The organism is Streptomyces tendae (assembly GCF_014650435.1).
Lineage (GTDB): Bacteria > Actinomycetota > Actinomycetes > Streptomycetales > Streptomycetaceae > Streptomyces > Streptomyces tendae.
The window spans coordinates 47,783-71,372 of the sequence record NZ_BMUY01000011.1 but is presented as its reverse complement, the minus strand read 5'-3'; the positions used below and the strand labels follow the sequence as shown (position 1 = coordinate 71,372).

The window sequence follows — 23,590 nt, the reverse complement described above, 5'->3', positions numbered from 1 at the left end:
CCGGTCAGTTCCTGACCAGCAGCTGGAAGTCGAACGCGTACCGGGACGCGCGGTACACGTGCGTCCCGTACTCGACCGGCCGCCCGGTGTCGTCGTACGCGATGCGCCGCATGGTGAGCAGCGCGGCGCCCTCCCGCTCGCCGAGCCGCTCGGCCTCCTCGCGGCAGGCGATGCGGGCGCCGACGGTCTGCCGGGCGCTGTGCAGGGTGATGCCCGAGGAGCGCATCATCCGGTAGAGACCGGTCGACTCCAGGCGGGCGTCGTCGAGTTCCAGCAGGCCGGCCGGGAGGTGGTTGCACAGCATCGCCACCGGCTGCCCGTGGGTGAGGCGCAGCCGCTCCAGGACGGCCACCTCGGTGCCCTCCGCGACGCCGAGGGCCGCCGCGACCTCGGCGGTGGCCGGGACGCCCTCGTTGCGCACCACCCGGGTCCCGGGGTCCTGGCCGGCCGCCTCCAGGTCGTCGTAGAGGCTGCTCAGCTCCAGCGGGCGCCTGACCTGGCTGTGCACCACCTGGGTGCCGACGCCGCGCCGCCGTACCAGCAGCCCTTTGTCGACCAGGGACTGGATGGCCTGCCGGACCGTCGGCCGGGACAGGCCGAGGCGGACGGAGAGGTCGACCTCGTTGCCCAGCAGGTTCCCCGGCGCGAGGGCGCCGTGTTCTATCGCCGCCTCCAACTGCTGGGCCAGTTGGTAGTAGAGCGGCACCGGACTGCTCCGGTCCAGGGCGAAGTCCAGGGTGCCGATCGCGGGGGCGGTCACGGCACGTGCGGGGTCGCCGGTCTTCGCCATGGACGTACCTCCCTTGCGTAGGGGACTGGCTGGGTGGCGGGGGTGCCGGAGGGGTCAGAGGTGTCGGCGGCGGTCGGCGACCGCGCGCTCGTAGGCCGCCCGCGCCTCGGTGGCGGCCTCGCGGGCCGACACCTCGGCCACCGGCACGTCCCACCACGCCTCGGCCGGGAGCGCGGTCCCCGGGGGCGCCGTCTCGACGTACACGCACGTCGGGCGGGTGGCCGCGCGGGCCGTCGAGAGCGCCTCGCGCAGTTCCCGCACCGTCTTGGCGCGCAGTACGTCCATGCCGAGACTGGCCGCGTTGGCGGCGAGGTCGACGGGGAGCGGGGCGCCGGTGAAGGAGCCGTCGGCGACGCGGTGGCGGTAGTCGGTGCCGAAGCGCTCGGCGCCCACCGACTCGGACAGTCCGCCGATGGACGCGTAGCCGTGGTTCTGGACCAGGACCAGCTTCACCGGCAGGTTCTCCTGCACCGCCGTGACGATCTCCGTCGGGTTCATCAGGTACGTTCCGTCGCCGACCAGGGCCCACACGGGGATGCCGGGCGCGGCCTGCTGGACGCCGAGCGCGGCCGGGATCTCGTAGCCCATGCAGGAGTAGCCGTACTCCAGGTGGTACTGGCGCGGGGAGCGGGCCCGCCACAGCTTGTGCAGGTCGCCGGGGAGCGAACCGGCGGCGTTGATCACCACGTCCTGGTCGCCGACGACCGTGTCGAGCGCGCCCAGCACCTGCGTCTGGGTGGGCACCGCGCTGTCGTCGTCGGCGCGGAACGCCCCCTCGACCGCCTCCTCCCAACGGGCCCTGCCGGTGCGGTACTCCGTCTCGTACGCCGCGTCCACCCGGTGCCCGACGAGCGCGTCCGTCAGCGCGGCCAGCCCCGACCGGGCGTCGCACACCAGGGTGGTGGCGGCGAGCTTGTGGGCGTCGAAGGCGGTGATGTTGAGGTTCAGGAAGCGCACGCCGGGGTGCTGGAAGAGGGTGCCGGAGGCGGTGGTGAAGTCCGAGTAGCGGGTGCCGACGCCGATCACCAGGTCCGCGGTGCGGGCGAGGGCGTCGCTCACCGCGGTGCCGGTGTGGCCGATGCCGCCGAGGTCCGCCGGGTGGTCGTGGCGCAGCGCGCCCTTGCCTGCCTGGGTGGAGGCGACCGGGATGCCGGTGGCGTCCACCAGTGCCTTGAGGGCCGGTTCGGCCTCGCTGTGGTGGACGCCGCCGCCCGCGACGATCAGCGGACGTGCGGCGGCGCGGATCGCCCGGACGGCCTCGGCCAGTTCCGCCGGGTCGGGCGCGGGACGGCGCACCCGCCACACCCGGTCGGCGAAGAACTCCTCCGGCCAGTCGTATGCCTGTGCCTGCACGTCCTGCGGCAGCGCGAGGGTGACCGCGCCGGTCTCCGCGGGGTCGGACAGCACGCGCACGGCGTTGAGCGCGGAGGTGAGGAGCGCCTCGGGGCGGGTGATCCGGTCGAAGTACCGGGACACGGGCCGCAGGGCGTCGTTCACGGACACGTCGGCCTCGACCGGGTGCTCCAGCTGCTGGAGGAGCGGGTCGGCGGCGTGCGAGGCGAAGTAGTCGCCGGGCAGGAGCAGGACCGGCAGACGGTTGATCGTGGCCAGGGCCGCACCCGTGACCAGGTTGGTGGCGCCGGGTCCGATGGAGGTTGTCACCGCCTGCGCGGACAGGCGGTTGAGGTGGCGGGCGTGACCGACGGCCGCGTGCACCATGGCCTGCTCGTTGCGGCCCTGGTGGTAGGGCATCGCCTCGCGGTACTCGACGAGTGCCTGCCCGAGGCCGGCCACGTTGCCGTGGCCGAAGATCCCCCAGGTGCCGGCGATCAGACGGTGCCGCACGCCGTCGCGTTCGGTGTACTGCGCGGCCAGGAAGCGCACCAGGGCCTGGGCGGTGGTCAGTCGGCGGGTGGCGGCGGCGCTCATGCGGACCTCTCCGGTGCGGTGTAGAGGGGGAGCCGGGGGTCGACCGGCTGCTCGGGCCAGGTGTCGCGGATCCAGGCGTGGCCGGGGTGGTCGCAGATCAGCCAGGCGCGTTCGGGCTCCGGCCCCGCCATGACGTTGAGGTAGTACATGTGGTGTCCGGGGACCGCCATCGACGGTCCGTGCCAGCCGTCGGGGATCAGTACGACGTCCCCGTCGCGCACTTCGGCGAGCACGTCGGTGCCCTGTCCCCGTCCGGAGGGGGAGACGCGCTGGTAGCCGAGGCCCGGGGTGCCGTCGTGGTCCGCGAACTCGAAGTAGTAGATCTCCTCCAGCACCGACTCCTCGCCGGGGCGGTGCTCGTCGTGCTTGTGCGGCGGGAAGGAGGACCAGTTGCCGCCCGGGGTCAGCACCTCGACCGCGATCAGTTTGTCGCACTCGAACACGCCTGCCGCGCCGAAGTTGTTGACCTGCCGCGAGCAGTTCCCGGTGCCCCGCAGCTCCACCGGCACCGAGGACGCCGGTGCGTAGCGGGCCGGCAGACGGCGGGTGCAGCGGGCGCCGGTCAGCGCGAAGCGGCCGCCGCCGGTGGAGGTCAGGGTCGTGCGGGCGTCGCGGGGGACGTAGGCGAAGTCGGTGACACCGTCGAACACGCTGTCCCGGCCGGTCAGTTCGAAGGTCTCCCGGCCGAAGTCGTCGGCGGTCGCGACCGTGCAGCCGCCGCTCAGCGGCAGCACGATCCACTCGCTCTCGCCGCTGTCGAAGGTGTGGCTGCCGCCGGGGGCCAGGCTCACCACGCGCAGGCTCGAGTAGCCCCAGCCCGCACTCTCGGGCGTCACGTCCACGGCGTACGGGCCGTCGGCCGCCGCCTTGCCCGCGGGAAGGTGATACGTCATCGTCCGCTTCTCCGCCTCTCCTCGGTCACAGCAGTCGGTCACAGCAATCGGTCACGGCAGTCGGTCCGGTAATCGGTCACGGCAATCGGTCACAGCAGTCCGACGGCCGTGTCCACCGCCTCCTCCACGCTGCCCCCGGCCGGGTAGAGCAGCGAGCGGCCCACGACCATGCCCTGCACGGTGGGCAGCCGCAGCGCCTTGCGCCAGCGTTCGTAGGCCGCGGTCTGGTCCGCCGGGGAGCCCCCTATGTCGCCGCCGAGCAGGACCGCGGGCAGTGTGGAGGTCTCCAGGACCTCGGCCATGTCGTCCGGGTTCCGGGTGACGGGCAGTTTCAGCCAGGTGTAGGCGGAGGTGCCGCCGAGACCGGACGCGATGGCGATGGAGCGGGTCACGGCCTCGGCCGACAGGTCGTTGCGCACCCGCCCGTCGATCCGGCGGGAGATGAACGGCTCGACGAAGAGCGGCAGTTCACGTGCGGCCATGGCGTCCACCGCCCGGGCGCTCGCCTCCATCGTGGCCAGCGAGCCGGGGTCGTCGTAGTCGATGCGCAGCAGCAGCTTGCCCGCGTCGAAGCGCAGCCGGGCGATGTCCTCGGCGCGGTGGCCGGTGAAGCGGTCGTCCATCTCGAAGGCGGCGCCCGCGAGGCCGCCCCGGTTCATCGAACCCATGACGACCTTGTTCTCCAGCACGCCGAGCAGCAGCAGGTCCTCCAGCACGTCGGCGGTGGCCAGCACCCCGTCGACGCCGGGCCGGGACAGCGCGGTGCACAGGCGCTCCAGCAGGTCGGCCCGGTTGGCCATGGCGAGCCCGCGGTCGCCGACGCCGAGCGCGCCGCGCGCCGGGTGGTCGGCGGCCACGATCATCAGGCGGCCGGAGTCGCCGATCAGCGGGCGGCGTACCCGGCCGGCCGCGGCCTCGGCGATCGCCTCCGGGTGCCGGGCGCGGACCGCGGTGAGGTCCGGGATGCTGGAGATACTGCGGGACAAGGCTTTGCTCCGTTCAGGGAGTGGCTCGCGCGAGGAGGTCGTCGACCTCCGCCTCGGTGGGCATCGCGGAGGAACAGGCGAGACGGGAGGCGACGAGGGCGCCGGCCGCGTTGGCGTACCGCATGATCCGCTCCAGCTCCCAGCCGGAGAGCAGACCGTGACACAGGGAGCCGCCGAACGCGTCGCCCGCGCCGAGGCCGTTGACCACCTCGACCGGGACCGGCGGCACCTCGGCCGACCGGCCGTCGCGGTGCACGGCGAGGACACCCTTCGGGCCCTGCTTGACGACGGCCAGCTCCACACCGGCCGCCAGCAACGCCTCGGCGCAGGCGCGGGGTTCGCGCACCCCGGTGGCGATCTCGCACTCGTCCAGGTTGCCGACCGCGACGGTCGCGTGGCCGAGCGCCTCGGCGTAGTACGGGCGGGCCTGCTCGGGGTCGGCCCAGAACATGGGGCGCCAGTCCAGGTCGAAGACCGTGGTGCCGGACTTCGCACGGTGCGCGAGCGCGGCCAGCGTCGCCGTGCGGCTCGGTTCCTCGCTCAGTCCGGTGCCGGTCATCCAGAAGATCGAGGCCGCACGGATCGCGTCCAGGTCCAGCTCCTCCGGGTGGATCTCCAGGTCCGGCGCCTTGGGGCGGCGGTAGAAGTACAGCGGGAAGTCGTCCGGCGGGAAGATCTCGCAGAACGTCACCGGCGTCGGGTACGCGGCGACCGGGGTGACCCAGCGGTCGTCGACGCCGAACTCCTTCAGCGCGCCGTGCAGATAGCCGCCGAAGGGGTCGTCGCCCGTGCGGGTGATGACGGCCGTGGCGCGGCCGAGCCGGGCGGCCGCGACCGCGACGTTGGAGGCCGAACCGCCGAGAAACTTGCCGAAGGTCTCAACCTCCGCCAGGGGTACGCCCGTCTGCAGAGGATAGAGATCGACCCCGATGCGGCCCATCGTGATCAGATCGAAACGCGGGACTGACTCGGCCATGTGCGACGCTCCTTTGGCTGGGCGGGGGCCTGCCGCCTCCCAAGGTGTATGACTCCTGGACGACGCTGTCAATACTTTGTACTTACATTCGGACCTGCGAGTGAAATGATGTCTTGACAAAGTATTGACAGTGGGCGTCCCAAGGACTTGTATCCGGTCCCAGCGCAGCAACAGCCATTCTTCTCGGGTCTGGCACTCGGGTCTGGCACACGGCTCTCCCGTCGCACAGTCGCACAGTGAGGTGCAGGAAAAGATGGACCGCTCTTCGCACGCCCGCTCCCGCAGATTCGCCCCTGCCGTGGCCCTCGCCGCCGCCGCGGCCCTGACCCTCGCCGGCTGCTCCAGCAGCTCGGGCGGGAAGAAGGCCGACGAGGAGAGCGACTCGGGCGCCTCCGCGGGCAAGGCGAACACCCCCCGCATGACGGTCGCCCTGGTCACCCACCAGGCGCCCGGCGACACCTTCTGGGACATCGTCCGCAAGGGCGCCCAGGCCGCCGCCGACAAGGACAACGTCAAGCTCGTCTACTCCGCCGACCCGAACGCGGGCAACCAGGCCAACCTGGTGCAGAACGCGATCGACCAGAAGGTCGACGGCATCGCCGTCACCCTCGCCAAGCCGGACGCCCTGCGCGGCGTCCTCGACAAGGCGGAGAAGGCCGGCATACCCGTGGTCGGGCTCAACTCCGGTCTGGCGGACTGGAAGAAGCTCGGCCTGATGGAGTTCTTCGGCCAGGACGAGAGCGTGGCCGGCGAGGCGCTCGGCAAGCGGCTCAACGAGGACGGGGCGAAGAACGCCGTCTGCGTCATCCACGAGCAGGGCAACGTCGGCCTGACCCAGCGCTGCGACGGCGTGAAGAAGACCTTCGAGGGGTCCATCGAGAACCTCTACGTCAACGGCACCGACATGCCCTCGGTGAAGTCGACCATCACCGCCAAGCTCAAGCAGGACGGCGCCATCGACCACCTGATCACGCTCGGCGCCCCCTTCGCCATGACCGCCGTGCAGTCGGTGGACGAGTCCGGCAGCAAGGCCAAGGTCGCCACCTTCGACCTCAACAAGGAACTGACCGGCGCCATCGAGAAGGGCGACATCGAGTTCGCCGTCGACCAGCAGCCCTACCTCCAGGGCTACCTCGCGGTCGACGGGCTGTGGCTCTACAAGAACAACGGCAACTACAGCGGCGGCGGTGAGCAGCCGGTGCTGACCGGTCCGGCCTTCGTCGACAAGACCAACGTCAAGGCCGTCGCCGAGTTCGCCTCGAAGGGCACCCGGTGATGAGCATGGCCCAACAGGCTGAGCCGGCGGTGACCACACCGCCGGCCCCCGGCCCCAAGCAGACCGACGGGCGCACCCGTGAGCGCTCCGTGGCGCTGCGGGTGCTCGCCCGGCCCGAGGTCGGGGTCTTCCTCGGCGCCGTCGCCGTGTTCGTCTTCTTCCTGATCGCCGCGCCCACCCTCCGCGACGGCGGCTCCATGGCGACGGTGCTGTACCAGTCGTCCACCATCGGCATCATGGCGCTGCCCGTCGCCCTGCTGATGATCGGCGGCGAGTTCGACCTCTCCGCCGGTGTCGCCGTGGTCACCTCGGCGCTCACCGCGGGCATGCTCAGCTACCAGCTGACCATGAACGTCTGGATGGGCGTGGTCGTCGCCCTCGTCGCCTCGCTCGCCGTCGGCGCCTTCAACGGCTGGGTGCTGGTGAAGACCGGCCTGCCGAGCTTCCTGGTCACGCTGGCCACCTTCCTGGTCCTCCAGGGCGTCAACCTCGCCGTCACCAAGCTCGTCACCGGCAACGTCGCCACCGACGACATCAGCGACATGGACGGCTTCGACCAGGCCAAGGCCCTGTTCGCCTCGTCCTTCGACGTCGGCGGCGTCGAGGTGAAGATCACGGTGGTGTGGTGGCTGGTCTTCGCGGCCCTGGCCACCTGGGTCCTGCTGCGCACCAAGTACGGCAACTGGATCTTCGCCGTCGGCGGCAGCCAGGAGTCCGCCCGCGCGGTCGGCGTGCCGGTCACCTTCACCAAGATCACGCTGTTCATGCTGGTCGGCTTCGGCGCCTGGTTCGTCGGCATGCACCAGCTGTTCTCCTTCAACACCGTGCAGTCGGGTGAGGGTGTCGGCCAGGAGCTGATCTACATCGCCGCGGCGGTCATCGGCGGCTGTCTGCTCACCGGCGGCTACGGCTCCGCGATCGGCCCCGTCTTCGGCGCCTTCATGTTCGGCATGGTGAACCAGGGCATCGTCTTCGCCGGCTGGAACCCCGACTGGTTCAAGGCATTCCTCGGCGTGATGCTCCTCGGCGCCGTCCTCATCAACCTGTACGTCCGCCGCGCCGCGACCCGGAGGTGATCGGAAATGACCAGCAAGACCCCCGCAGCCCCCGGCACCCACGGCGCCGTCCTGGCCGACCCCGCACCCGAGCAGGACCGCCCCCTGGTCGAACTGCGCCGGGCCGGCAAGTCCTACGGCAACATCCGCGCCCTGCACGGAGTCGACCTCACCGTCCATCCCGGCCGGGTGACCTGCGTGCTCGGTGACAACGGTGCCGGCAAGTCCACCCTCATCAAGATCATCTCCGGGCTGCACCAGCACACCGAGGGCGAGTTCCTCGTCGACGGCGAGGCCGTGCGCTTCGCCACCCCGCGCGACGCGCTGGCCCGCGGCATCGCCACGGTCTACCAGGACCTCGCCACGATCCCGCTGATGCCGGTGTGGCGGAACTTCTTCCTCGGCTCCGAGATGACCAAGGGCCCCTGGCCCGTGCGCCGCCTCGACATCGACCGCATGAAGCGGACCGCCGACGAGGAACTGCGCAACATGGGCATCGTCCTGGACGACCTCGAACAGCCCATCGGCACCCTATCCGGCGGCCAGCGCCAGTGCGTCGCCATCGCCCGCGCCGTCTACTTCGGCGCCCGCGTCCTCATCCTCGACGAACCCACCGCCGCGCTGGGCGTCAAGCAGTCCGGCGTGGTCCTCAAGTACATCGCCGCCGCCCGCGAACGCGGACTCGGCGTCATCTTCATCACCCACAACCCCCACCACGCCTACATGGTCGGCGACCACTTCAGCGTGCTGCGCCTGGGCACCCTCGAACTGAGCGCGGCCCGCGCCGGCATCACCCTCGAGGCGCTCACCAACCACATGGCGGGCGGCGCCGAACTGGCCGCCCTCAAGCACGAGCTGGCCCAGGTCGGCGGCGTCGACGTGGAGGCGCTGCCCGACGACGCGGGCGCTGCGGTGAAGCCCGCCGCACCCGATACTGCCGACAGGACCGACGCCGCGAAGTCCGATGCCGCGGCATCCGACAGCACCGCATCCGGCACCGCCGAAGGGAAGGCCTGAGCATGCCCTCTGCCCTCGACCGCATCCGCGTCGGCTCGGCCCCCGACTCCTGGGGCGTCTGGTTCCCCGACGACCCCCGGCAGGTGCCGTGGGAACGGTTCCTGGACGAGGTCACCGAGGCCGGCTACGACTGGATCGAGCTGGGCCCCTACGGCTACCTCCCCACCGACCCGGCCCGGCTCACCGACGAGGTGACCCGGCGCGGCCTCAAGGTCTCCGCGGGCACCATCTTCTGCGGCCTGCACCGCGGCCCCTCCGAATGGGACGCCACCTGGGAACAGGTCGGCCGCGTCGCCGCCCTCACCAAGGCCATGGACGCGAAGCACCTCGTCGTCATCCCGTCCTTCTGGCGCGACGACAAGACCGCCGAGATCCTGGAGCCGCCGGAGCTGACCGGCGAGCAGTGGGGCCACCTCACCCGGGGCATGGAGCGCCTGGGCCGCGAGGTGCGGGACGCCTACGGTCTGGACATCGTCGTCCACCCGCACGCCGACACCCACATCGACACCGAGGAGCACGTCGAGCGCTTCCTCGACGCCACCGACTCCGACCTGGTGAACCTCTGCCTGGACACCGGCCACTACGCCTACTGCGGCGGCGACAGCGTCAAGCTGATCGAGACCTACGGCGAGCGCATCGGCTACCTCCACCTCAAGCAGGTCGACCCGGAGATCCTCGCCGGGGTGCGCGAGGGCGGGGTGCCGTTCGGGCCCGCCGTGCAGCGCGGCGTGATGTGCGAGCCGCCCGGAGGTGTGCCGGAGCTGGGCCCGGTGCTCACGGCCGCCCAGGAGCTCGGCGTCGACCTGTTCGCCATCGTCGAGCAGGACATGTATCCCTGCGAGCCGGACAAGCCGCTGCCCATCGCGGTGCGCACCCGGAAGTTCCTGCGCTCCTGCGGCGCCTGAGACGGGCCGCGCCGGCGGGGAGCGTCCCGCCGGTGCGCCGCTCGGCGGGCCGTTGTCGGTGGCGCGCGCTAGCGTGCGAGCACTGACACCTCGTCCCGTTCCGGGAGGCACCCATGTCCTCGCGTCTCAACCCGTACCTCAGCTTCGACGGCGACGCCCGTCAGGCGATGGAGTTCTACGAGCAGGTGTTCGGCGGCACGCTGTCGCTGAACACCTTCGGCGAGTCCGGCATGCCGGACCCCGCGTACGCCGACAAGGTCATGCACGCCATGTTGGAGACGCCGGGCGGCTTCACCCTGATGGCCTCCGACACCCCGCCCGGGATGGAGTACCGGCCGGGCAGCAACTTCTCGGTGAGCCTCAGCGGCGACGACGCGACCGAGCTGCGCGGCTACTGGGAGAAGCTCTCCGCCGGCGGTTCCGTCGCCGTGCCCCTGGAGAAGCAGATGTGGGGCGACGTCTTCGGCATGTGCACGGACCGGTTCGGCGTCCCCTGGATGGTGAACATCAGCGAGCCGGCGAGCTGACCCACCGGCCCGCCGGACCGCGACCGGCCCCGTTCAGCCGCGCCGTACCTCCGCGATCGTCACCGGCCGGTGCTCGCGCAGCGACAGCGTGCACGCTTCCGCGATCCAGCCCGCCTCCAGCGCGTCCTCGACCGTGCAGGGGGAGGTGCGGGCACCGGCGATCACCTCGGTGAACGCGGTCAGCTCCGCACGGTAGGCGGCCGTGAAGCGGTCCATGAAGAAGTCGTGCGGAGTACCGGCCGGGAACGTCACGCCCGGCTCGACCGAGCGCAGCGGCAGCCTGTCCTCCAGGCCGACGGCGATCGAGTCGTCGAAGCCGTGGACCTCCATCCGCACGTCGTAACCACGGGCGTTGTGGCGGCTGTTGGAGACCACGGCGATGGTGCCGTCGTCCAGGGTGAGGATCGCGCCGGTGGTGTCCGCGTCGCCCACCTCCCTGATGTAGTCGGCGCCTCGGTTGCCGCCGACGGCGTAGACCTCGCTCACCTCCCGGCCGGTCACCCAGCGGATCGAGTCGAAGTCGTGCACCGAGCAGTCCCGGAAGATGCCCCCGGAGGCGGCGACGTACGCGGCGGGCGGCGGCGCCGGGTCCAGCGTGGTCGACCGTACGGTGTGCAGCGGCCCCAGCTCACCGCTTCGCACGGCGGCCCGCGCCGCGGCGAACCCGGCGTCGAAGCGGCGCTGGTAACCGATCTGGACCGGCACGTCGTGGCCCGCGAGCGCCTTGAGCACCTCGACGCCCTCCGTCATGGTGCGGGCGACGGGCTTCTCGCAGAAGACGGGCACACGGGCCTCGACGGCGGCGCGGATCAGGTCGGGGTGGGCGTCGGTCGCCGCCGCGACCACCACCCCGTCCACGCCCGCGGCCAGCACCGCCTCGGGCGAGTCCGCGACCTCGGCGCCGAACCGCTCGGCGGCGGCCTGCGCGGCGTCCGCGAACGGGTCGGCGACGACGAGCGAGTCGACGGCGTCGAGTCCGGCGAGGGTCTCGGCGTGGAAGGCGCCGATGCGGCCGAGGCCGAGGATTCCGATACGCATGTGCTGTGTTGCTCCTTGCTCGGTGTGTGGGGTGTGCGTGCCGGGGCCGGTGCCCCGCGCGCCCCCGTTCATCGGCTCTCGCGCCGTATCCGGTCCGCCCGCAGCCGCGCACGGAGCGCCTGCGGAGTCCACTCCTCGCGCAGCGCCCGCCGTACGACGTCCGCCTGGGAGGGTGGGGCCAGGCCGTCGACCGGTGGGTCGCGGTCGAGGTTGGTGGGGAAGGCGTACCCCTCCGCGCTCGCGGCGACCACCTGCTCCAGCCACCGCTCGCCCACGCCCTCGGCCTTCCGCCGCAGCAGCACCGGGTAGACGGCGTTCACCACCGCCTCCCGGTCCACGGTCTCCATGGCCCGGCCGAACGCGGAGGAGACCTGCAGCAGGTTGGCCATGCGGCGGACGTCCGCGGAGCGGTTGGCGCCCGCCGCGTGGAACAGCGCGGGATTGAAGAACACGGCGTCGCCCTTGGCCAGCGGCAACTGCACGTGGTGCGCCTCGAAGTAGGCCCGGAACTCCGGCAGTCGCCAGGCCAGGTAGCCCGGCTCGTACTTCTGGGAGTGCGGCAGGTACAGCGTGGGACCCGACTCCACCGGCATGTCGCAGTGCGCGACCGCGCCCTGGAGCGTGAGCACCGGGGAGAGGCGGTGCACGTGCGCCGGGTACGCGGCGGCGGCCTCGCCCGAGAGGAAGCCCAGGTGGTAGTCGCGGTGCACGGTCTGGGCGGCACCGCCCGGGTTGACCACGTTGATCTGGGAGGTGACCTGGTGGCCGGGGCCGAGCCAGGCGCGGGCCACCAGGGCCAGGGCGTCGTTGGCGTAGTACTCGGCGAACGCCTCCGGATCGCGCAGGGCCGCCTTCTCCAGCGCGTTCCACACCCGGTCGTTGGCCCCGGGCGCGGCGAAGTGGTCTCCGGCGGCGGCCCCCGAGGCGCGCTGCTCGGCGATCAGCGCGTCGAACACCGCGGTCGCCCGGTCCACCACCGCCGGGTCCGGAAAGGCTCCCTCGAGGACGACGATGCCGGGGCCCTCGGCGAGGGCGTGGACGAGTTCGGCCGCCGTGCCCTCGTCATCGCGCAGCTCACCGGCGTCGTACACGGGGACGTTCCGCTCCACGGCGGCGGCCCGCGGGTAGGCGGCCGGGTCGGTCGACTGCTCGACGAGCTCGCGGAAGGCGGCGAGATCGCAGTCGCCTGCGGACAGGTGGGCGCGGTGGGCGGGGACGGGCGCTGCGGGCATCGTCGTCCTTTCGCTGACAGGGGCGACGCGGTGCTGTCATTCTTGTCCTGACAAACGCGTCGAACAACCATCAGCGGGCCATCAAAAACCCATCATGGCGCGCTGCGCCGACCAAGCCGAGGAGCCGGACATGGGGCACCCCTTCCCGATCCGGGAGATCGCACGGCAGGCGGGCCTGAGCGAGGCCACCGTCGACCGGGTGCTCAACGGCCGCGGCGGCGTGCGCGAGAGCACCGCGTACGAGGTCCGACGGGCCATCACCGACCTGGACCGCCAGCGCACCCAGGTCCGGCTGGTCGGCCGCACGTTCATGTGCGACATCGTGATGCAGGCACCGGAGCGCTTCACCACCGCGGTGCGTGCGGCGCTGGAGGCGGAACTGCCCGCGCTGCACCCGGCCGTGGTGCGCTGCCGCTTCCACTTCCGCGAGACGGGCCCGGCCGGCGGGCTGACCGACACCCTGGACCGGATCGCCCGGCGCGGCTCCCAGGGGGTGATCCTGAAGGCCCCGGACGTCCCCGAGGTGACCGCCGCCGTTGCCCGGCTGACCGCCGCGGGCGTCCCCGTCGTCACCCTGGCGACGGACCTCCCGGCCAGCCCCCGGGTCGCCTACGTCGGCATCGACGACCGGGCGGCGGGCGCGACCGCCGCCTACCTCATGGGCCAGTGGCTCGGCGACCGCCCCGGCAACGTCCTCACCAGCCTCAGCAGCGGCTTCTTCCGCAACGAGGAGGAGCGCGAGATGGGCTTCCGCGGCGTCATGCGGGCCCGCCACCCCGGGCGGGGGCTCGTCGAGATCGCCGAGGGGCAGGGCCTGGACGCCACCCAGTACGACCTGGTGCGGGCCGCGCTCGAACGCGACCCGGACATCCGGGCGGTCTACTCGATGGGCGGCGGCAACATCGCCACCCTGCGCGCCTTCGAGGACCTCGGCCGCAGTTGCGAGGTGTTCGTCGCCCACGACCTCGACCAGGACAACACCCGGCTGCTGCGCGAGCGGCGCCTGTCCGTCGTCCTCCACCACGACCTGCGTCAGGACCTGCGCGAGGCATGCCACCACGTGATGCGCGCCCACGGAGCCCTGCCGCCCGCCGGCCCGTCGCGCCCGTCGCCGATACAGGTCGTCACCCCGTACAACATGCCGCCCGACACCGCGACCGTGTGACGCGCCCCGCCGCCCCGGGCGTGTGACGCGGCCGGGCGCGCCCTGGCTCCTACCGTCGGTGCCATGTGGAAATCGACTCCGGCCGGAGGCCCCGAGCGGGTGGTGGCGCTGGCCGACGGCGTCTTCGCGATCGCCATCACCCTGCTCGTCCTCGACTTCTCGGTGCCCCGCGACCTGGACTCCGCGGCCTACCGGGCCGAACTGCGCGATCTGGCACCCAACTTGGGGGCGTACGTACTGAGTCTCCTCGTGCTCGGGCTCTTCTGGCGCGACCATCGCCGGATCTTCGGCTTCGTCGAGCGGGTCGACGGCCAGGTGATCACCCTGTCGCTGATCGGCCTGGGCGTCGCGGCACTCGTTCCCTTCCCCACCAAACTCATCTCCGAGTACGGGCAGGAGCCGGTCTCCGTCGCCGTCTACGCGGCGGCGGTCGCCGCCCTGGGCGCCTCCCACCTCGCCCTGCTCGCCGTGCTGGCCAACCGGCCCTGGCTGCGCGGCGACACCGCGCCGGAGGAAGGGTTCCTGCTCTACGGCGCGGACGTCGCGGCGTCGGTGGCGGTCTTCGCGCTGAGCGTCCCGCTCGCCCTGGCGGTCGGTCCGGCGGCCATGTGGAGCTGGCTCGTGCTGGTCCCGGTCAAAGCGCTGCTGGGCCGGTGGGCGATGCGGGCCCGCCGCCGCGCCGTCACCCGGCCGGCTCGGGACTGACCCAGGTGCCGTGCTCCGCCGAGCGCGCCATGGCCTCCAGCACGGCCGCGCTGCGCACGGCGTCCGTGAGGGTGGCGCCGTACGGGGTGCCCTCGGCGATCGAGCGCAGGAAGCGGTGGGCCTCCACCACCTTCAGGTCGTCGTACCCCATGGCGTTCGCGGCCCCCGGCTGGAACGCGGCGAACTCGCCGTGCCCGGGGCCGACGTACACGGTGCTCACGGGCTGGTCCTGGTACTCCGTGCCGCGGCTGACGCGCAGTTCGTTCATGCGGCGGAAGTCCCAGGACACCGCGCCCCTGGTGCCGTGCACCTCGAAGCCGTAGTTGTTCTGCTCGCCGACCGAGACCCGGCATGCCTCCAGGACTCCGCGCGCCCCTGAGGCGAAGCGCAGCAGGCAGTTGACGTAGTCCTCGTTCTCGACCGGGCCCGGCTCGCCGCCCGCGGCCCGGGCATGACCGGCGGTGGCGGCGGCGGGACGGGCCCGCTCCGGCAGGAAGACCGCCGTGTCGGCGGTCAGCGACGCGATGTCGCCGAGCAGGAACCGGGCCAGGTCCGCGCCGTGCGAGGCCAGGTCGCCGAGCACCCCGCTGCCGCCGCGCTTCCGCTCGTAACGCCAGGTCAGCGCACCCTCCGGGTGGGCCGCGTAGTCGCTGAAGAAGCGCAGGCGGGCATGGGTGACGGTGCCGATCTCCCCGGTGGCGATCAGATCGCGGGCGGTCTCCACGGCCGGGGCGTTGCGGTAGTTGAAGCCGACCGTGCCCTGCACCCCGGCCCCGGCCACCGCGTCCGCCACCGCCCGCGCGTCGTCGGCGGACAGGCCGACCGGCTTCTCCACCCAGATGTGCTTGCCCGCCCCGGCCATCGCGACGGCGATCTCGCGGTGCAGGAAGTTGGGGGCCGTGATGCTGACCGCGTGCACCCGCGGGTCCGCCGCCACCTCACGCCAGTCGCGGGTCGCCGAGGCGAACCCGAACTGCGCGGCGGCCTCCTCGGCCCGCCCCGGCACCTCCTCGGCGACCGTCACCAGCTCCGGGCGCAGCGCCAGGTGCGGATAGTGGTGGCGGACCCGGGCGTACGCCTGGGTGTGCACCCGGCCCATCCAGCCGAAACCTACGACGGCGACACCGAGTGCCTCGACCATGAGCGCCCCTCTTCGGATCTGTCCGTGATCTGTCCTGCGTGATCTGTCTGAGTGATCTGTCCGAGGCCACCCTGGGCGGGCGTCGGCATCATGTCAACCTTTTGACAGGACAAAGACCGGGGGCCCGGATCACGGACGACCGAGGTCGATCGCGTACGCCTTGCGCAGCGTCTCGTGCACCGTCCACGTCGTACGGTCGCCTTCGCGCAGTACGGCCAGGTCGCCCGGTCCGACCGTGAGGGTCGGGCCGCCCGCCACCTCGATGGTGGCCGAGCCGCTGAGCACGACGAACATCTCGTCCGCCTCCGTGTCGGTGACCACGCCGGGGGTGATCTGCCAGACACCGCGCACCCGACGGCCGTCCGGCGACTCCCAGACCACCCTGCCGGTCACCTCGGGAGTGCCGGACACGATCTGGCCGGGGTCGAGCGGCTCGGGTTCGAGCTCGGCATCGGGGACGTGCACAACGAAGCTGTGGGTCATGGTGCGACGTTAACCGGACCCCGCGGGGCGCCGGGGGAGACAGGGTGTGGGGCATCCGGCCCGGCCGGCGGACACTTCGTCGCGGCCTGAGGCGGGGCGAATAACGCAAACAAAATTGTTGACAATGTTGTTTGGCTAGATTTACGTTCGACAGGCACTCACTCAGGGAGGGCAACCATGCCGAACCAAGCCCGTCCGGGCACCGGGGAGCAGGCCAAACAGCTTGCGCTCGGTCAGCTGCGGCAGGCGATCCTGCGCGGCGACATGGCACCCGCGCAGCGGCTGGTGGAGAACGAACTCGCCGAGCAGTTCGGCGTGACCCGGGCCAGTATCCGGGCCGCGCTGATCGACCTGGAGTCCCAGGGGCTCGTCGAGCGCATCCGCAACCGCGGTTCACGGGTGCGGGTGGTGACGGTGGAGGAGGCCGTGGCCATCACCGAGTGCCGCCTGGTGCTCGAAGGGCTGTGCGCGGCCAAGGCCGCCGCTGCCGTCGACGACGGGCAGGTCGCCCGGCTGAAGGAGCTGGGCTCGGCGATGCGCAAGGCCGTGGCCGGCGGTGAACCGCTGACCTACTCGGACCTCAACCACGAACTGCACGCCCGGATCCGGGAGTTCTCCGGCCAGCTGACGGCCGTGGAACTGCTGGAACGGCTCAACGCCCAACTGGTCAGGCACCGCTTCCAGTTGGCGCTGCGCCCGGGACGCCCGCAGCAATCCCTGAACGAGCACCTGGCCATGATCGAGGCGATCGAGGCCAGGGACCCGCAGGCCGCGGAGGCGGCCGTCCGGGCCCACCTCACCAGCGTGATCGAGGCGCTGCGCGACTGACACACGCGCCACAGACACGCGCCTGAGAAACGGCACCGAGGCGGGCGCCACCTGTCCACCAAGGAGAAGTCACCCATGACGCACGGCAACGCGCCCGCCGCCGTCCCCCGCTCGACCCTCGTCGTCACCGCGCACGCGGGGGACTTCGTGTGGCGGGCGGGCGGCGCCATCGCCCTGGCCGCCTCGCGCGGCGAGAAGGTCACCATCGCGTGCCTGACCTTCGGCGAGCGCGGCGAGTCCGCCAAGGCATGGCGGGAGGGGAAGAAGCTGGCGGAGATCAAGGCGCTGCGCCGGGAGGAGGCCGAGAAGGCCGCCGCCACCCTCGGCGCCGAGGTCCGCTTCTTCGACGCCGGCGACTATCCGCTGACCGTCACCCCGGAGCTGACCGACCGGCTCGTCGAGGTCTACCGGGCCACCCAGCCCGACGTCGTGCTCACCCACCCGGTCGAGGACCCGTACAACGGCGACCACCCGGCCGCCAACCGCATGGCCCTGGAGGCGCGCGTCCTCGCACAGGCCATCGGCTACCCGGGCGAGGGCGAGATCATCGGCGCCCCGCCGGTCTTCTACTTCGAGCCGCACCAGCCCGAGATGAGCGGCTTCCGCCCCGAGGTGCTGCTCGACATCACCGAGGTGTGGGAGACCAAGCGCAAGGCGATGGAGTGCCTCGCCGCCCAGCAGCACCTGTGGGACTACTACACCGACCTGGCCGTCCGCCGGGGCGTCCAGCTCAAGCGCAACGCCGGTCCCAACCTGGGCCTGGCGCACCGGACCATGGCCGAGGCATTCATGCGCCCCTACCCCCAGATCGCGAAGGAGCTGGCATGAGCGGCGTCGTCGTCACCAACCCGCCCAAGGCCGATGCCGAGGACGTCGAGGCGCTCGCCGCCTACGGCGTGGCCACCGTCAGCGAGGCCATGGGCCGCACCGGACTGCTCGGGCCCGGCATCCGCCCCGTCCAGCAGGGCGTACGGGTCGCGGGCACCGCGGTCACCGTGCTCAGCTGGCCCGGCGACAACCTGATGATCCACGCCGCCGTCGAGCAGTGCGGCGAGGGCGACGTCCTCGTCGTCACCACCACCTCCCCGTCCACCGACGGCCTGTTCGGCGAACTCTTCGCCACCGCCCTCCAGCGGCGCGGGGTGCGCGGCATCGTCACCAACACCGGCATCCGCGACACCCAGGAACTGCGCGAGATGGGCTTCGCCGCCTGGTCCCGCGCCGTGTCCGCCCAGGGCACGGTCAAGGCCACCGGGGGCTCGGTCAACGTCCCGATCGCCGTCGACGGCCAGGTGATCCGCCCCGGCGACGTGGTCGTCGCCGACGACGACGGCGTGGTGGTCGTCCCGCGCGAGCGCGCCCGGCAGGTCGCCGAGGCGTCCGAGGCCCGCGAGCAGAAGGAGGCGGCCACCCGCGCCGCCTTCGTGGAGGGCCAACTCGGCCTGGACCGCTACGGATTGCGCGAGAAGCTGAAGGAACTCGGGGTCACCTACCAGTCGTACGACGCGTACACCGCGGGGGAGAGGCCGTGACCGGCACCGGCACCGGCACCGGCACCGGTATCGAGATTGGCATCGGGCCCGAGGAGGTGCGCTGCACGCTGATGCGTGGCGGCACCTCCAAGGGCGCCTACTTCCTCGCCGCCGACCTGCCCGCCGACCCCGCCGCCCGCGACGACCTGCTGCTGCGGACCATGGGCAGCCCCGACCCGGGGCAGATCGACGGCCTGGGCGGCGGGCACCCGCTGACCAGCAAGGTCGCCGTGGTGTCCGGCTCGGCCGACCCCGACGCCGACGTCGACTACCTGTTCCTCCAGGTCGCCGTGGACACCCCCGAGGTCACCGACCGGCAGAACTGCGGCAACATCCTCGCCGGGGTGGGCCCGTTCGCCGTCGAGCGCGGGCTCGTGCCGGCCGGGGAGACCGAGACGTCCGTACGCATCCGCATGCTCAACACCGGCGAACTGGCCGTCGCGACCTTCCCGACCCCGGGCGGGCGCGTCGAGTACGACGGGGACACGGCGATATCCGGCGTGCCCGGCACCGCCGCCGCGGTCGTCATCGAGTTCCCGCAGGGCGCCGGGCCGCTGCTGCCCACCGGCAACGTCCGCGACACCGTCGCCGGCACCGAGGTGACCTGCGTCGACAACGGCATGCCGGTCGTCCTGATCCCGGCCGCCGCGCTGGGGGTCACCGGGCAGGAGACACCGGCGGAGCTGGAGGCGGACGCGGCACTCGCCGGACGCCTGCGCGAGATCCGGCTGGCCGCCGGGCACCTGATGGGCCTCGGTGACGTCAAGGGCGCCACCGTGCCCAAGCTGACCCTCCTGGCCCCGCCCCGGGACGGCGGTGCGGTCAGCACCCGCACCTTCATCCCGGTGCGCTGCCACACCTCCATCGGCGTCCTGGGCGCCGCGAGCGTCGCGGCCGGGCTGCGCGTTCCCGGCGGCGTGGGGGAGGGCATCGCCCGCCTCGCCCCGGCCGGCGACCGGGTCCGGGTGGAACACCCCACCGGCTTCCTGGAGGTGGACGTCCGGCTCGACCCGGGCCCGCTCGTGGTCCGGCGTACCGCCGTCGTACGCACCGCGCGCAAGATCTTCGACGGCACCGTCTTCCCCCGGTCCGCCGCGACGGCACCGATCCCCGCACAACGCCCTGGAGGCCACCATGACTCCGCCGCTCGGTGACATCGCGCACGTCGGCCACGCCCAGCTCTTCACGCCCGACCTCGACGCGAGCGTCGCCTTCTTCACGGACTTCCTGGGCCTGACCGTCAACGGACAGCACGGCGACACCGTCTACCTGCGCACCTACGACGACTACGAACACCACAGCCTCGTCCTCACCGCCCGTGAGCAACCCGGCCTCGGCCGCCTCGCACTGCGTACTTCCGGCGAGGACGCGCTCCGGCGCAGGGTCGCGGCCCTGGAGGCGGCGGGGCGGCCCGGCACCTGGGTCGAGGACGAGCCCGGCCTCGGCAAGCTGTACGTCACAACCGACCCCGACGGCCACGAACACGCCCTGTACTGGGAGAGCGAGCACTACCGGGCACCCGAGGACCTCAGGCCCGCCCTCAAGAACCAGCCGCAGGCCAAACCCAACCGGGGCGTCGGCGTACGCCGCCTGGACCACGTCAACTTCCTCGCCGCCGACGTACTCGCCAGCGCCGAGTTCCAGGAACACCTCCTCGGCGCCCGGCCCACCGAGCAGATCCGGCTCGACTCCGGGAAGATCGCGGCCCGTTGGCTGACCTTCACGAACAAGTCGTACGACGTCGTCTACACCGAGGACTGGACCGGTTCCTCAGGGCGGCTGCACCACATCGCCTTCGCCGCCGACACCCGCGAGGACATCCTGCGCGCCGCCGACCTCGCCATCGACACCGGCGTGTTCATCGAGACCGGCCCGCACAAGCACGCCATCCAGCAGACGTTCTTCCTGTACGTCTACGAGCCCGGCGGCAATCGCATCGAGCTGTGCAACCCGCTCACCCGCCTGGTGCTGGCGCCGGACTGGCCGCTGATCACCTGGACCGAGGAGGAGCGGAAGAAGGGCCAGGCGTGGGGTCTGAAGACGATCGAGTCGTTCCACACCCACGGCACTCCGCCGGTCGCGTGACGCCTTTCTGACGCCTTCCCGACAGCTTTCTCACAGCCTTGTCCCCAGGGGGTGGGCCGCGCACGTCCGCGTGCGCGACTCACCCTAAAATCGTTGCTGAGATTGTTAACAAAAGCGTTGACACTCCTGGAGCCCGGTCCTTAGCGTCGCCCCATCACACGTCCCCTCCAGGCACCGCCTCCTGGACGAGAGGAAACAACGATGTCCTCCTCACCCGCGCTGTCCGCCCGCGGCAGCAGACTGGCCCTGCTGGTGGTCGGCCTCTGCTGGCTGGCCGTCCTCTTCGACGGCCTGGACATGTTCATCTACGGCTCCGTGCTGCCCCACATGCTTCAGGAGAAGGCCCTCGGTATCACCTCGGGCCAGGCCGGCGACCTCGGCAGCTACGCCACCTTCGGCATGCTGGTCGGCGCGCTGGCCGCGGGCACGGTCGCCGACCGCATCGGCCGCAAGAAGCTGATGGTCTCCTGCGTCGCGCTCTTCTCCCTGGCCTCCGGCCTGTGCGCGATCGCCGGGAGCGTCGGCGTCTTCGGGCTCGGCCGGACCCTGGCCGGTGTCGGCCTCGGCGGACTGCTGCCGACCGCCATCAGCATGGTCTCCGACTACGCGCCCCGGGGCCGCGCCGCGATCACCATCGGACTGCTGATGACCGCCCACCACGCCGGCGGCATCCTGTCCGCCTACGTCGCCCTGTGGATCGTCGAACCGCTCGGCTGGCGCTCCGCCTTCTGGGTCTGCGTGGTCCCGCTGCTCTTCGTCCCGGTGCTCCTGAAGTTCCTGCCCGAGTCGCTCAGCTTCCTCGTCGCCCAGGGCCGCACCGAGGAGGCCCGCACCCTGGCCGGCCGCTACGACGCCGAACTCCCCGCCGCCCCGGCCGACAGGCCCGCCACCGCCCGCTGGGAGAACCTCGCGAACCTCTTCCGCGGCCGCGAGTGGATCCAGACCCTGCTGTACTGGCTGGCCTCCTTCGGCGGACTGCTCCTGGTCTACGGCGTCGCCACCTGGCTGCCCACCCTGATGCGCAGCGAGGGCTACGAACTGGGCTCCGCGCTCACCTTCGTCGTCCTGTTCAACCTCGGCGGCATCGTCGGCATGCTGGTCGCGGGCCGCGCCTCGGACCGGTTCGGCGCCCCGCGCATCTCGGCGATCTGGTTCGCGCTGACCGCCTGCGGCGTCTTCCTGCTCAGCGTCCACATGCCGCTGGCGCTGACCTTCGCGGTCGTCTTCCTGACCGGCGTCTTCCTCAACAGCGCCCAGACCATGATCTACGCGACCGTCTCCATCGGCTCCGCCCCGGCCAACCGCGCCACCGCCGTCGGCTGGACCTCGGGCATGGGCCGCTTCGGCGCGGTCTTCGGCCCCTGGCTCGGCGGCCAGCTCCTCGCCGCCGACCAGGGCGACTGGGGCTTCACCGCCTTCGCGATAGCCGGCTTCTCCTCCATGGTCTTCATCGGCATCGCCGCCCTGCGCACGGCAAGGCGAACAGTCACCGCCGACTCGGGCGAGAAGCTGATCCCGGCCCACTGAACGCGCCCTGAAGGGGCGCGGGGAACTGCGCGACCAGCCACAACGCACCCGCGCCCGGCCACCGCCCCCGGCGAAACGGCGCTCCCCCGCTCAGCCGACCGCAGGTCACCGCCCCCGTCGCGACAGCCACGCGGCCACCACCGCGCCGGACACGTTGTGCCACACGGAGAAGACCGCCGCGGGCAGCGCCGCCAGGGGACTGAAGTGCGCGGTGGCCAGCGACGCGGCGAGGCCGGAGTTCTGCATGCCGACCTCGAAGGCCATGGCACGGCTGCCGGGCTCGCCCAGCCGCCCGAGGCGCCCCGCGCCGTAACCGAGCGCCAGACCGAGCCCGTTGTGCAGCACGACGGCGACGAACACCAGCCCCGCGGCCGACTTGATGGCGTCCGCGCTGCCCGCCACGACGACCGCCACGATCACGGAGATCGTCAGCGCGGACAGCCAGGGCAGCGCGGGCAGCGCCCGCTGCACGTACCGCCCCGCGAGCAGCCGTACGACGACGCCCGCGAGGACCGGCAGCAGCACCGTCTTGAGGATGTCGGTGACCATGGACCCGGCGTCCACCGGCAGGTACTCGCCGGCCAGCAGCAGCGTCAGCGGCGGGGTGACCAGCGGGGCGACCAGCGTGGAGACGGTCGCGACGGAGACGGACAGCGCGACGTCGCCGCGGGCCAGGTAGGTCACCACGTTGGAGGCCGTACCGCTGGGCGCGCAGCCCACCAGGATGACGCCGGCGGCGAGCTGCGGCGGCAGGTCGAGCAGGTGGGCGATCGCCCAGCCGAGCCCCGGCATGATGACGTAGTGCGCGACGAGCCCGAGCGCCACCGCCCAGGGGCGCCTCACGACTCCGCGGAAGTCCTCCGGGGTCATCGTGATGCCCATGCAGAACATCACGACGCCCAGCAGGTACGGCACCGCCTCGCTCCACCCGGTGAAACCGCCGGGGAGCAGCAGGCCGAGGGCGCCCGCCAGGAGGACGAGGGCCGGAAAGACGGTCACGGCACGCCGCGCGGAGCGGTCGCCGGTGACGTCGTCACCGAGGTGTTCGTCGCGTTCGTTGTTCGCAGTACTTTCGGTTCGCACCGTGCGAGGTAACGCCTGGTGGGCGGCGTGACGCAAAGGCGTCTCGCGATGTGATCATCCCGGCATTCCTCTCCTCTCCACTGTGTCTCGCGAATGTGTCGCGTGTGCCGCGAACGGGTCGCGACGACCGACGTTGGGTCGCACCGATCCGAAGTGACGCGCCGCCGACGGCCGGCCGGCGACTCCGCCGCGCCGCACGGATGGGGTAGGCTTGACCTGCACGATCACGGAGTTCACGGAATTCACGGGATCGCGCACCGGGACGTGGCGCAGCTTGGTAGCGCACTTGACTGGGGGTCAAGGGGTCGCAGGTTCAAATCCTGTCGTCCCGACTTTACGAAGTCGCAGGTCAGGGGCCGTTTCAGAGAATATCTGAAGCGGCCTCTTGATCGTTCTTGGGGACCACTTGGGGACCAG

The 23,590-nt window shown here is 71.9% G+C and carries 23 protein-coding genes and 1 tRNA gene; 14 read left to right on the top strand and 10 right to left on the bottom strand.

Going from position 1 to position 23,590, the window contains the following annotated elements; translation table 11 throughout:
- Positions 1-4: 4 nt before the first annotated feature.
- From IE258_RS27370 to iolC, 5 genes are all read right to left on the bottom strand, one after another.
- A complete protein-coding gene (locus tag IE258_RS27370; RefSeq protein ID WP_159325933.1) occupies positions 5-790 on the bottom strand; it encodes a GntR family transcriptional regulator in 786 nt (261 codons plus the stop codon).
- A 54-nt stretch (positions 791-844) separates the two neighbouring features.
- On the bottom strand, positions 845-2,719 hold the full coding sequence (gene iolD / locus IE258_RS27365; protein WP_189747737.1) for a 3D-(3,5/4)-trihydroxycyclohexane-1,2-dione acylhydrolase (decyclizing): 1,875 nt from the start codon (positions 2,717-2,719) through the stop codon (positions 845-847).
- A complete protein-coding gene (gene iolB / locus IE258_RS27360; protein WP_189747735.1) occupies positions 2,716-3,612 on the bottom strand; it encodes a 5-deoxy-glucuronate isomerase in 897 nt (298 codons plus the stop codon). The genes iolD and iolB overlap by 4 nt, the downstream gene beginning before the upstream one ends.
- An 89-nt stretch (positions 3,613-3,701) precedes the next feature.
- Positions 3,702-4,598, bottom strand: a complete 897-nt coding sequence (locus tag IE258_RS27355; protein WP_189747733.1) for a Cgl0159 family (beta/alpha)8-fold protein — start codon at positions 4,596-4,598, stop codon at positions 3,702-3,704.
- Positions 4,599-4,611: 13 nt separating this feature from the next.
- Entirely contained in the window at positions 4,612-5,574 is a 963-nt protein-coding gene (gene iolC / locus IE258_RS27350; RefSeq protein WP_189747731.1) for a 5-dehydro-2-deoxygluconokinase, read from the bottom strand.
- A 253-nt stretch (positions 5,575-5,827) separates the two neighbouring features.
- Here iolC and IE258_RS27345 point away from each other — a divergent pair, with 253 nt between their 5' ends.
- The 5 genes from IE258_RS27345 (at position 5,828) to IE258_RS27325 (ending at position 10,354) form a co-directional block, all read left to right on the top strand.
- On the top strand, positions 5,828-6,850 hold the full coding sequence (locus tag IE258_RS27345; RefSeq protein WP_159325938.1) for a sugar ABC transporter substrate-binding protein: 1,023 nt from the start codon (positions 5,828-5,830) through the stop codon (positions 6,848-6,850).
- Positions 6,850-7,926 carry an ABC transporter permease gene (locus tag IE258_RS27340; protein WP_161270370.1) on the top strand — a complete coding sequence of 359 codons (1,077 nt, stop codon included), beginning with the start codon at positions 6,850-6,852 and terminating at the stop codon, positions 7,924-7,926. Before IE258_RS27345 ends, IE258_RS27340 begins: the two co-directional genes overlap by 1 nt.
- Before the next feature lie 6 nt (positions 7,927-7,932).
- On the top strand, positions 7,933-8,922 hold the full coding sequence (locus IE258_RS27335; protein ID WP_189747728.1) for an ATP-binding cassette domain-containing protein: 990 nt from the start codon (positions 7,933-7,935) through the stop codon (positions 8,920-8,922).
- A 2-nt stretch (positions 8,923-8,924) separates the two neighbouring features.
- Positions 8,925-9,827 (top strand): sugar phosphate isomerase/epimerase family protein, encoded by a 903-nt coding sequence (locus IE258_RS27330; protein ID WP_189747726.1) that lies wholly within the window; start codon positions 8,925-8,927, stop codon positions 9,825-9,827.
- Between the two features lie 113 nt (positions 9,828-9,940).
- Entirely contained in the window at positions 9,941-10,354 is a 414-nt protein-coding gene (locus IE258_RS27325; protein WP_159325941.1) for a VOC family protein, read from the top strand.
- A gap of 33 nt (positions 10,355-10,387) precedes the next feature.
- On the opposite strand, the gene IE258_RS27320 is transcribed toward IE258_RS27325, so the two are convergent.
- Entirely contained in the window at positions 10,388-11,392 is a 1,005-nt protein-coding gene (locus IE258_RS27320; RefSeq protein WP_189747724.1) for a Gfo/Idh/MocA family protein, read from the bottom strand.
- Between the two features lie 68 nt (positions 11,393-11,460).
- Positions 11,461-12,624: a phytanoyl-CoA dioxygenase family protein gene (locus tag IE258_RS27315; protein ID WP_189747722.1), complete on the bottom strand. Its 1,164-nt coding sequence runs from the start codon at positions 12,622-12,624 to the stop codon at positions 11,461-11,463.
- 130 nt (positions 12,625-12,754) lie between these two features.
- Between IE258_RS27315 and IE258_RS27310 the strand changes: the two genes are divergently transcribed.
- Positions 12,755-13,789: a LacI family DNA-binding transcriptional regulator gene (locus tag IE258_RS27310; RefSeq protein WP_189747720.1), complete on the top strand. Its 1,035-nt coding sequence runs from the start codon at positions 12,755-12,757 to the stop codon at positions 13,787-13,789.
- Between the two features lie 63 nt (positions 13,790-13,852).
- Complete coding sequence (locus IE258_RS27305; RefSeq protein WP_189747718.1) at positions 13,853-14,494, top strand: TMEM175 family protein; 642 nt, start codon at positions 13,853-13,855, stop codon at positions 14,492-14,494.
- On the opposite strand, the gene IE258_RS27300 is transcribed toward IE258_RS27305, so the two are convergent.
- Together IE258_RS27300 and IE258_RS27295 are read right to left on the bottom strand one after the other, a co-directional pair.
- Positions 14,472-15,635, bottom strand: coding sequence for a Gfo/Idh/MocA family protein (locus IE258_RS27300; RefSeq protein WP_189747717.1), 1,164 nt, complete (start codon positions 15,633-15,635; stop codon positions 14,472-14,474). The genes IE258_RS27305 and IE258_RS27300 overlap by 23 nt on opposite strands.
- A 129-nt stretch (positions 15,636-15,764) precedes the next feature.
- Complete coding sequence (locus tag IE258_RS27295) at positions 15,765-16,118, bottom strand: cupin domain-containing protein (protein ID WP_109028770.1); 354 nt, start codon at positions 16,116-16,118, stop codon at positions 15,765-15,767.
- A 177-nt stretch (positions 16,119-16,295) separates the two neighbouring features.
- On the opposite strand from IE258_RS27295, the gene IE258_RS27290 reads away from it, so the two are divergent.
- The 6 genes from IE258_RS27290 to IE258_RS27265 all read left to right on the top strand — a co-directional run bounded on the left by IE258_RS27290 (position 16,296) and on the right by IE258_RS27265 (position 22,090).
- The gene (locus IE258_RS27290; protein ID WP_109028771.1) at positions 16,296-16,946 is read left to right on the top strand and encodes a GntR family transcriptional regulator; all 651 of its coding nucleotides are present in this window, start codon (positions 16,296-16,298) and stop codon (positions 16,944-16,946) included.
- Between the two features lie 75 nt (positions 16,947-17,021).
- Positions 17,022-17,774: a PIG-L deacetylase family protein gene (locus IE258_RS27285; protein WP_164418144.1), complete on the top strand. Its 753-nt coding sequence runs from the start codon at positions 17,022-17,024 to the stop codon at positions 17,772-17,774.
- Positions 17,771-18,478 carry a 4-carboxy-4-hydroxy-2-oxoadipate aldolase/oxaloacetate decarboxylase gene (locus IE258_RS27280; RefSeq protein ID WP_189747715.1) on the top strand — a complete coding sequence of 236 codons (708 nt, stop codon included), beginning with the start codon at positions 17,771-17,773 and terminating at the stop codon, positions 18,476-18,478. The genes IE258_RS27285 and IE258_RS27280 overlap by 4 nt, the downstream gene beginning before the upstream one ends.
- Positions 18,475-19,632: a 4-oxalomesaconate tautomerase gene (locus tag IE258_RS27275; protein ID WP_373309937.1), complete on the top strand. Its 1,158-nt coding sequence runs from the start codon at positions 18,475-18,477 to the stop codon at positions 19,630-19,632. Before IE258_RS27280 ends, IE258_RS27275 begins: the two co-directional genes overlap by 4 nt.
- Entirely contained in the window at positions 19,613-20,563 is a 951-nt protein-coding gene (locus IE258_RS27270) for a VOC family protein (RefSeq protein ID WP_189747713.1), read from the top strand. Before IE258_RS27275 ends, IE258_RS27270 begins: the two co-directional genes overlap by 20 nt.
- A gap of 201 nt (positions 20,564-20,764) precedes the next feature.
- Positions 20,765-22,090, top strand: coding sequence for an MFS transporter (locus IE258_RS27265; protein WP_189747711.1), 1,326 nt, complete (start codon positions 20,765-20,767; stop codon positions 22,088-22,090).
- Positions 22,091-22,195: 105 nt separating this feature from the next.
- Here IE258_RS27265 and IE258_RS27260 read toward each other — a convergent pair whose 3' ends face one another.
- The gene (locus IE258_RS27260) at positions 22,196-23,173 is read right to left on the bottom strand and encodes a bile acid:sodium symporter family protein (protein WP_189747709.1); all 978 of its coding nucleotides are present in this window, start codon (positions 23,171-23,173) and stop codon (positions 22,196-22,198) included.
- Positions 23,174-23,431: 258 nt separating this feature from the next.
- Between IE258_RS27260 and IE258_RS27255 the strand changes: the two genes are divergently transcribed.
- Positions 23,432-23,505 (top strand) — tRNA-Pro (locus IE258_RS27255).
- Positions 23,506-23,590 lie beyond the last annotated feature (85 nt).

Bases quoted from the DNA above. Each gene is read 5' to 3' on its own strand.
- IE258_RS27340 (WP_161270370.1), top strand. From the start codon at position 6,850: ATGAGCATGGCCCAACAGGCTGAGCCGGCGGTGACCACACCGCCGGCC.
- iolC (WP_189747731.1), bottom strand. From the start codon at position 5,574: ATGGCCGAGTCAGTCCCGCGTTTCGATCTGATCACGATGGGCCGCATC.
- IE258_RS27290 (WP_109028771.1), top strand. From the start codon at position 16,296: ATGCCGAACCAAGCCCGTCCGGGCACCGGGGAGCAGGCCAAACAGCTT.
- IE258_RS27280 (WP_189747715.1), top strand. From the start codon at position 17,771: ATGAGCGGCGTCGTCGTCACCAACCCGCCCAAGGCCGATGCCGAGGAC.
- IE258_RS27295 (WP_109028770.1), bottom strand. From the start codon at position 16,118: ATGACCCACAGCTTCGTTGTGCACGTCCCCGATGCCGAGCTCGAACCC.
- IE258_RS27335 (WP_189747728.1), top strand. From the start codon at position 7,933: ATGACCAGCAAGACCCCCGCAGCCCCCGGCACCCACGGCGCCGTCCTG.
- IE258_RS27320 (WP_189747724.1), bottom strand. From the start codon at position 11,392: ATGCGTATCGGAATCCTCGGCCTCGGCCGCATCGGCGCCTTCCACGCC.
- IE258_RS27300 (WP_189747717.1), bottom strand. From the start codon at position 15,635: ATGGTCGAGGCACTCGGTGTCGCCGTCGTAGGTTTCGGCTGGATGGGC.
- IE258_RS27305 (WP_189747718.1), top strand. From the start codon at position 13,853: ATGTGGAAATCGACTCCGGCCGGAGGCCCCGAGCGGGTGGTGGCGCTG.
- IE258_RS27265 (WP_189747711.1), top strand. From the start codon at position 20,765: ATGTCCTCCTCACCCGCGCTGTCCGCCCGCGGCAGCAGACTGGCCCTG.
- IE258_RS27270 (WP_189747713.1), top strand. From the start codon at position 19,613: ATGACTCCGCCGCTCGGTGACATCGCGCACGTCGGCCACGCCCAGCTC.
- IE258_RS27310 (WP_189747720.1), top strand. From the start codon at position 12,755: ATGGGGCACCCCTTCCCGATCCGGGAGATCGCACGGCAGGCGGGCCTG.
- IE258_RS27330 (WP_189747726.1), top strand. From the start codon at position 8,925: ATGCCCTCTGCCCTCGACCGCATCCGCGTCGGCTCGGCCCCCGACTCC.
- iolD (WP_189747737.1), bottom strand. From the start codon at position 2,719: ATGAGCGCCGCCGCCACCCGCCGACTGACCACCGCCCAGGCCCTGGTG.
- IE258_RS27325 (WP_159325941.1), top strand. From the start codon at position 9,941: ATGTCCTCGCGTCTCAACCCGTACCTCAGCTTCGACGGCGACGCCCGT.
- IE258_RS27315 (WP_189747722.1), bottom strand. From the start codon at position 12,624: ATGCCCGCAGCGCCCGTCCCCGCCCACCGCGCCCACCTGTCCGCAGGC.
- IE258_RS27285 (WP_164418144.1), top strand. From the start codon at position 17,022: ATGACGCACGGCAACGCGCCCGCCGCCGTCCCCCGCTCGACCCTCGTC.
- IE258_RS27345 (WP_159325938.1), top strand. From the start codon at position 5,828: ATGGACCGCTCTTCGCACGCCCGCTCCCGCAGATTCGCCCCTGCCGTG.
- iolB (WP_189747735.1), bottom strand. From the start codon at position 3,612: ATGACGTATCACCTTCCCGCGGGCAAGGCGGCGGCCGACGGCCCGTAC.
- IE258_RS27370 (WP_159325933.1), bottom strand. From the start codon at position 790: ATGGCGAAGACCGGCGACCCCGCACGTGCCGTGACCGCCCCCGCGATC.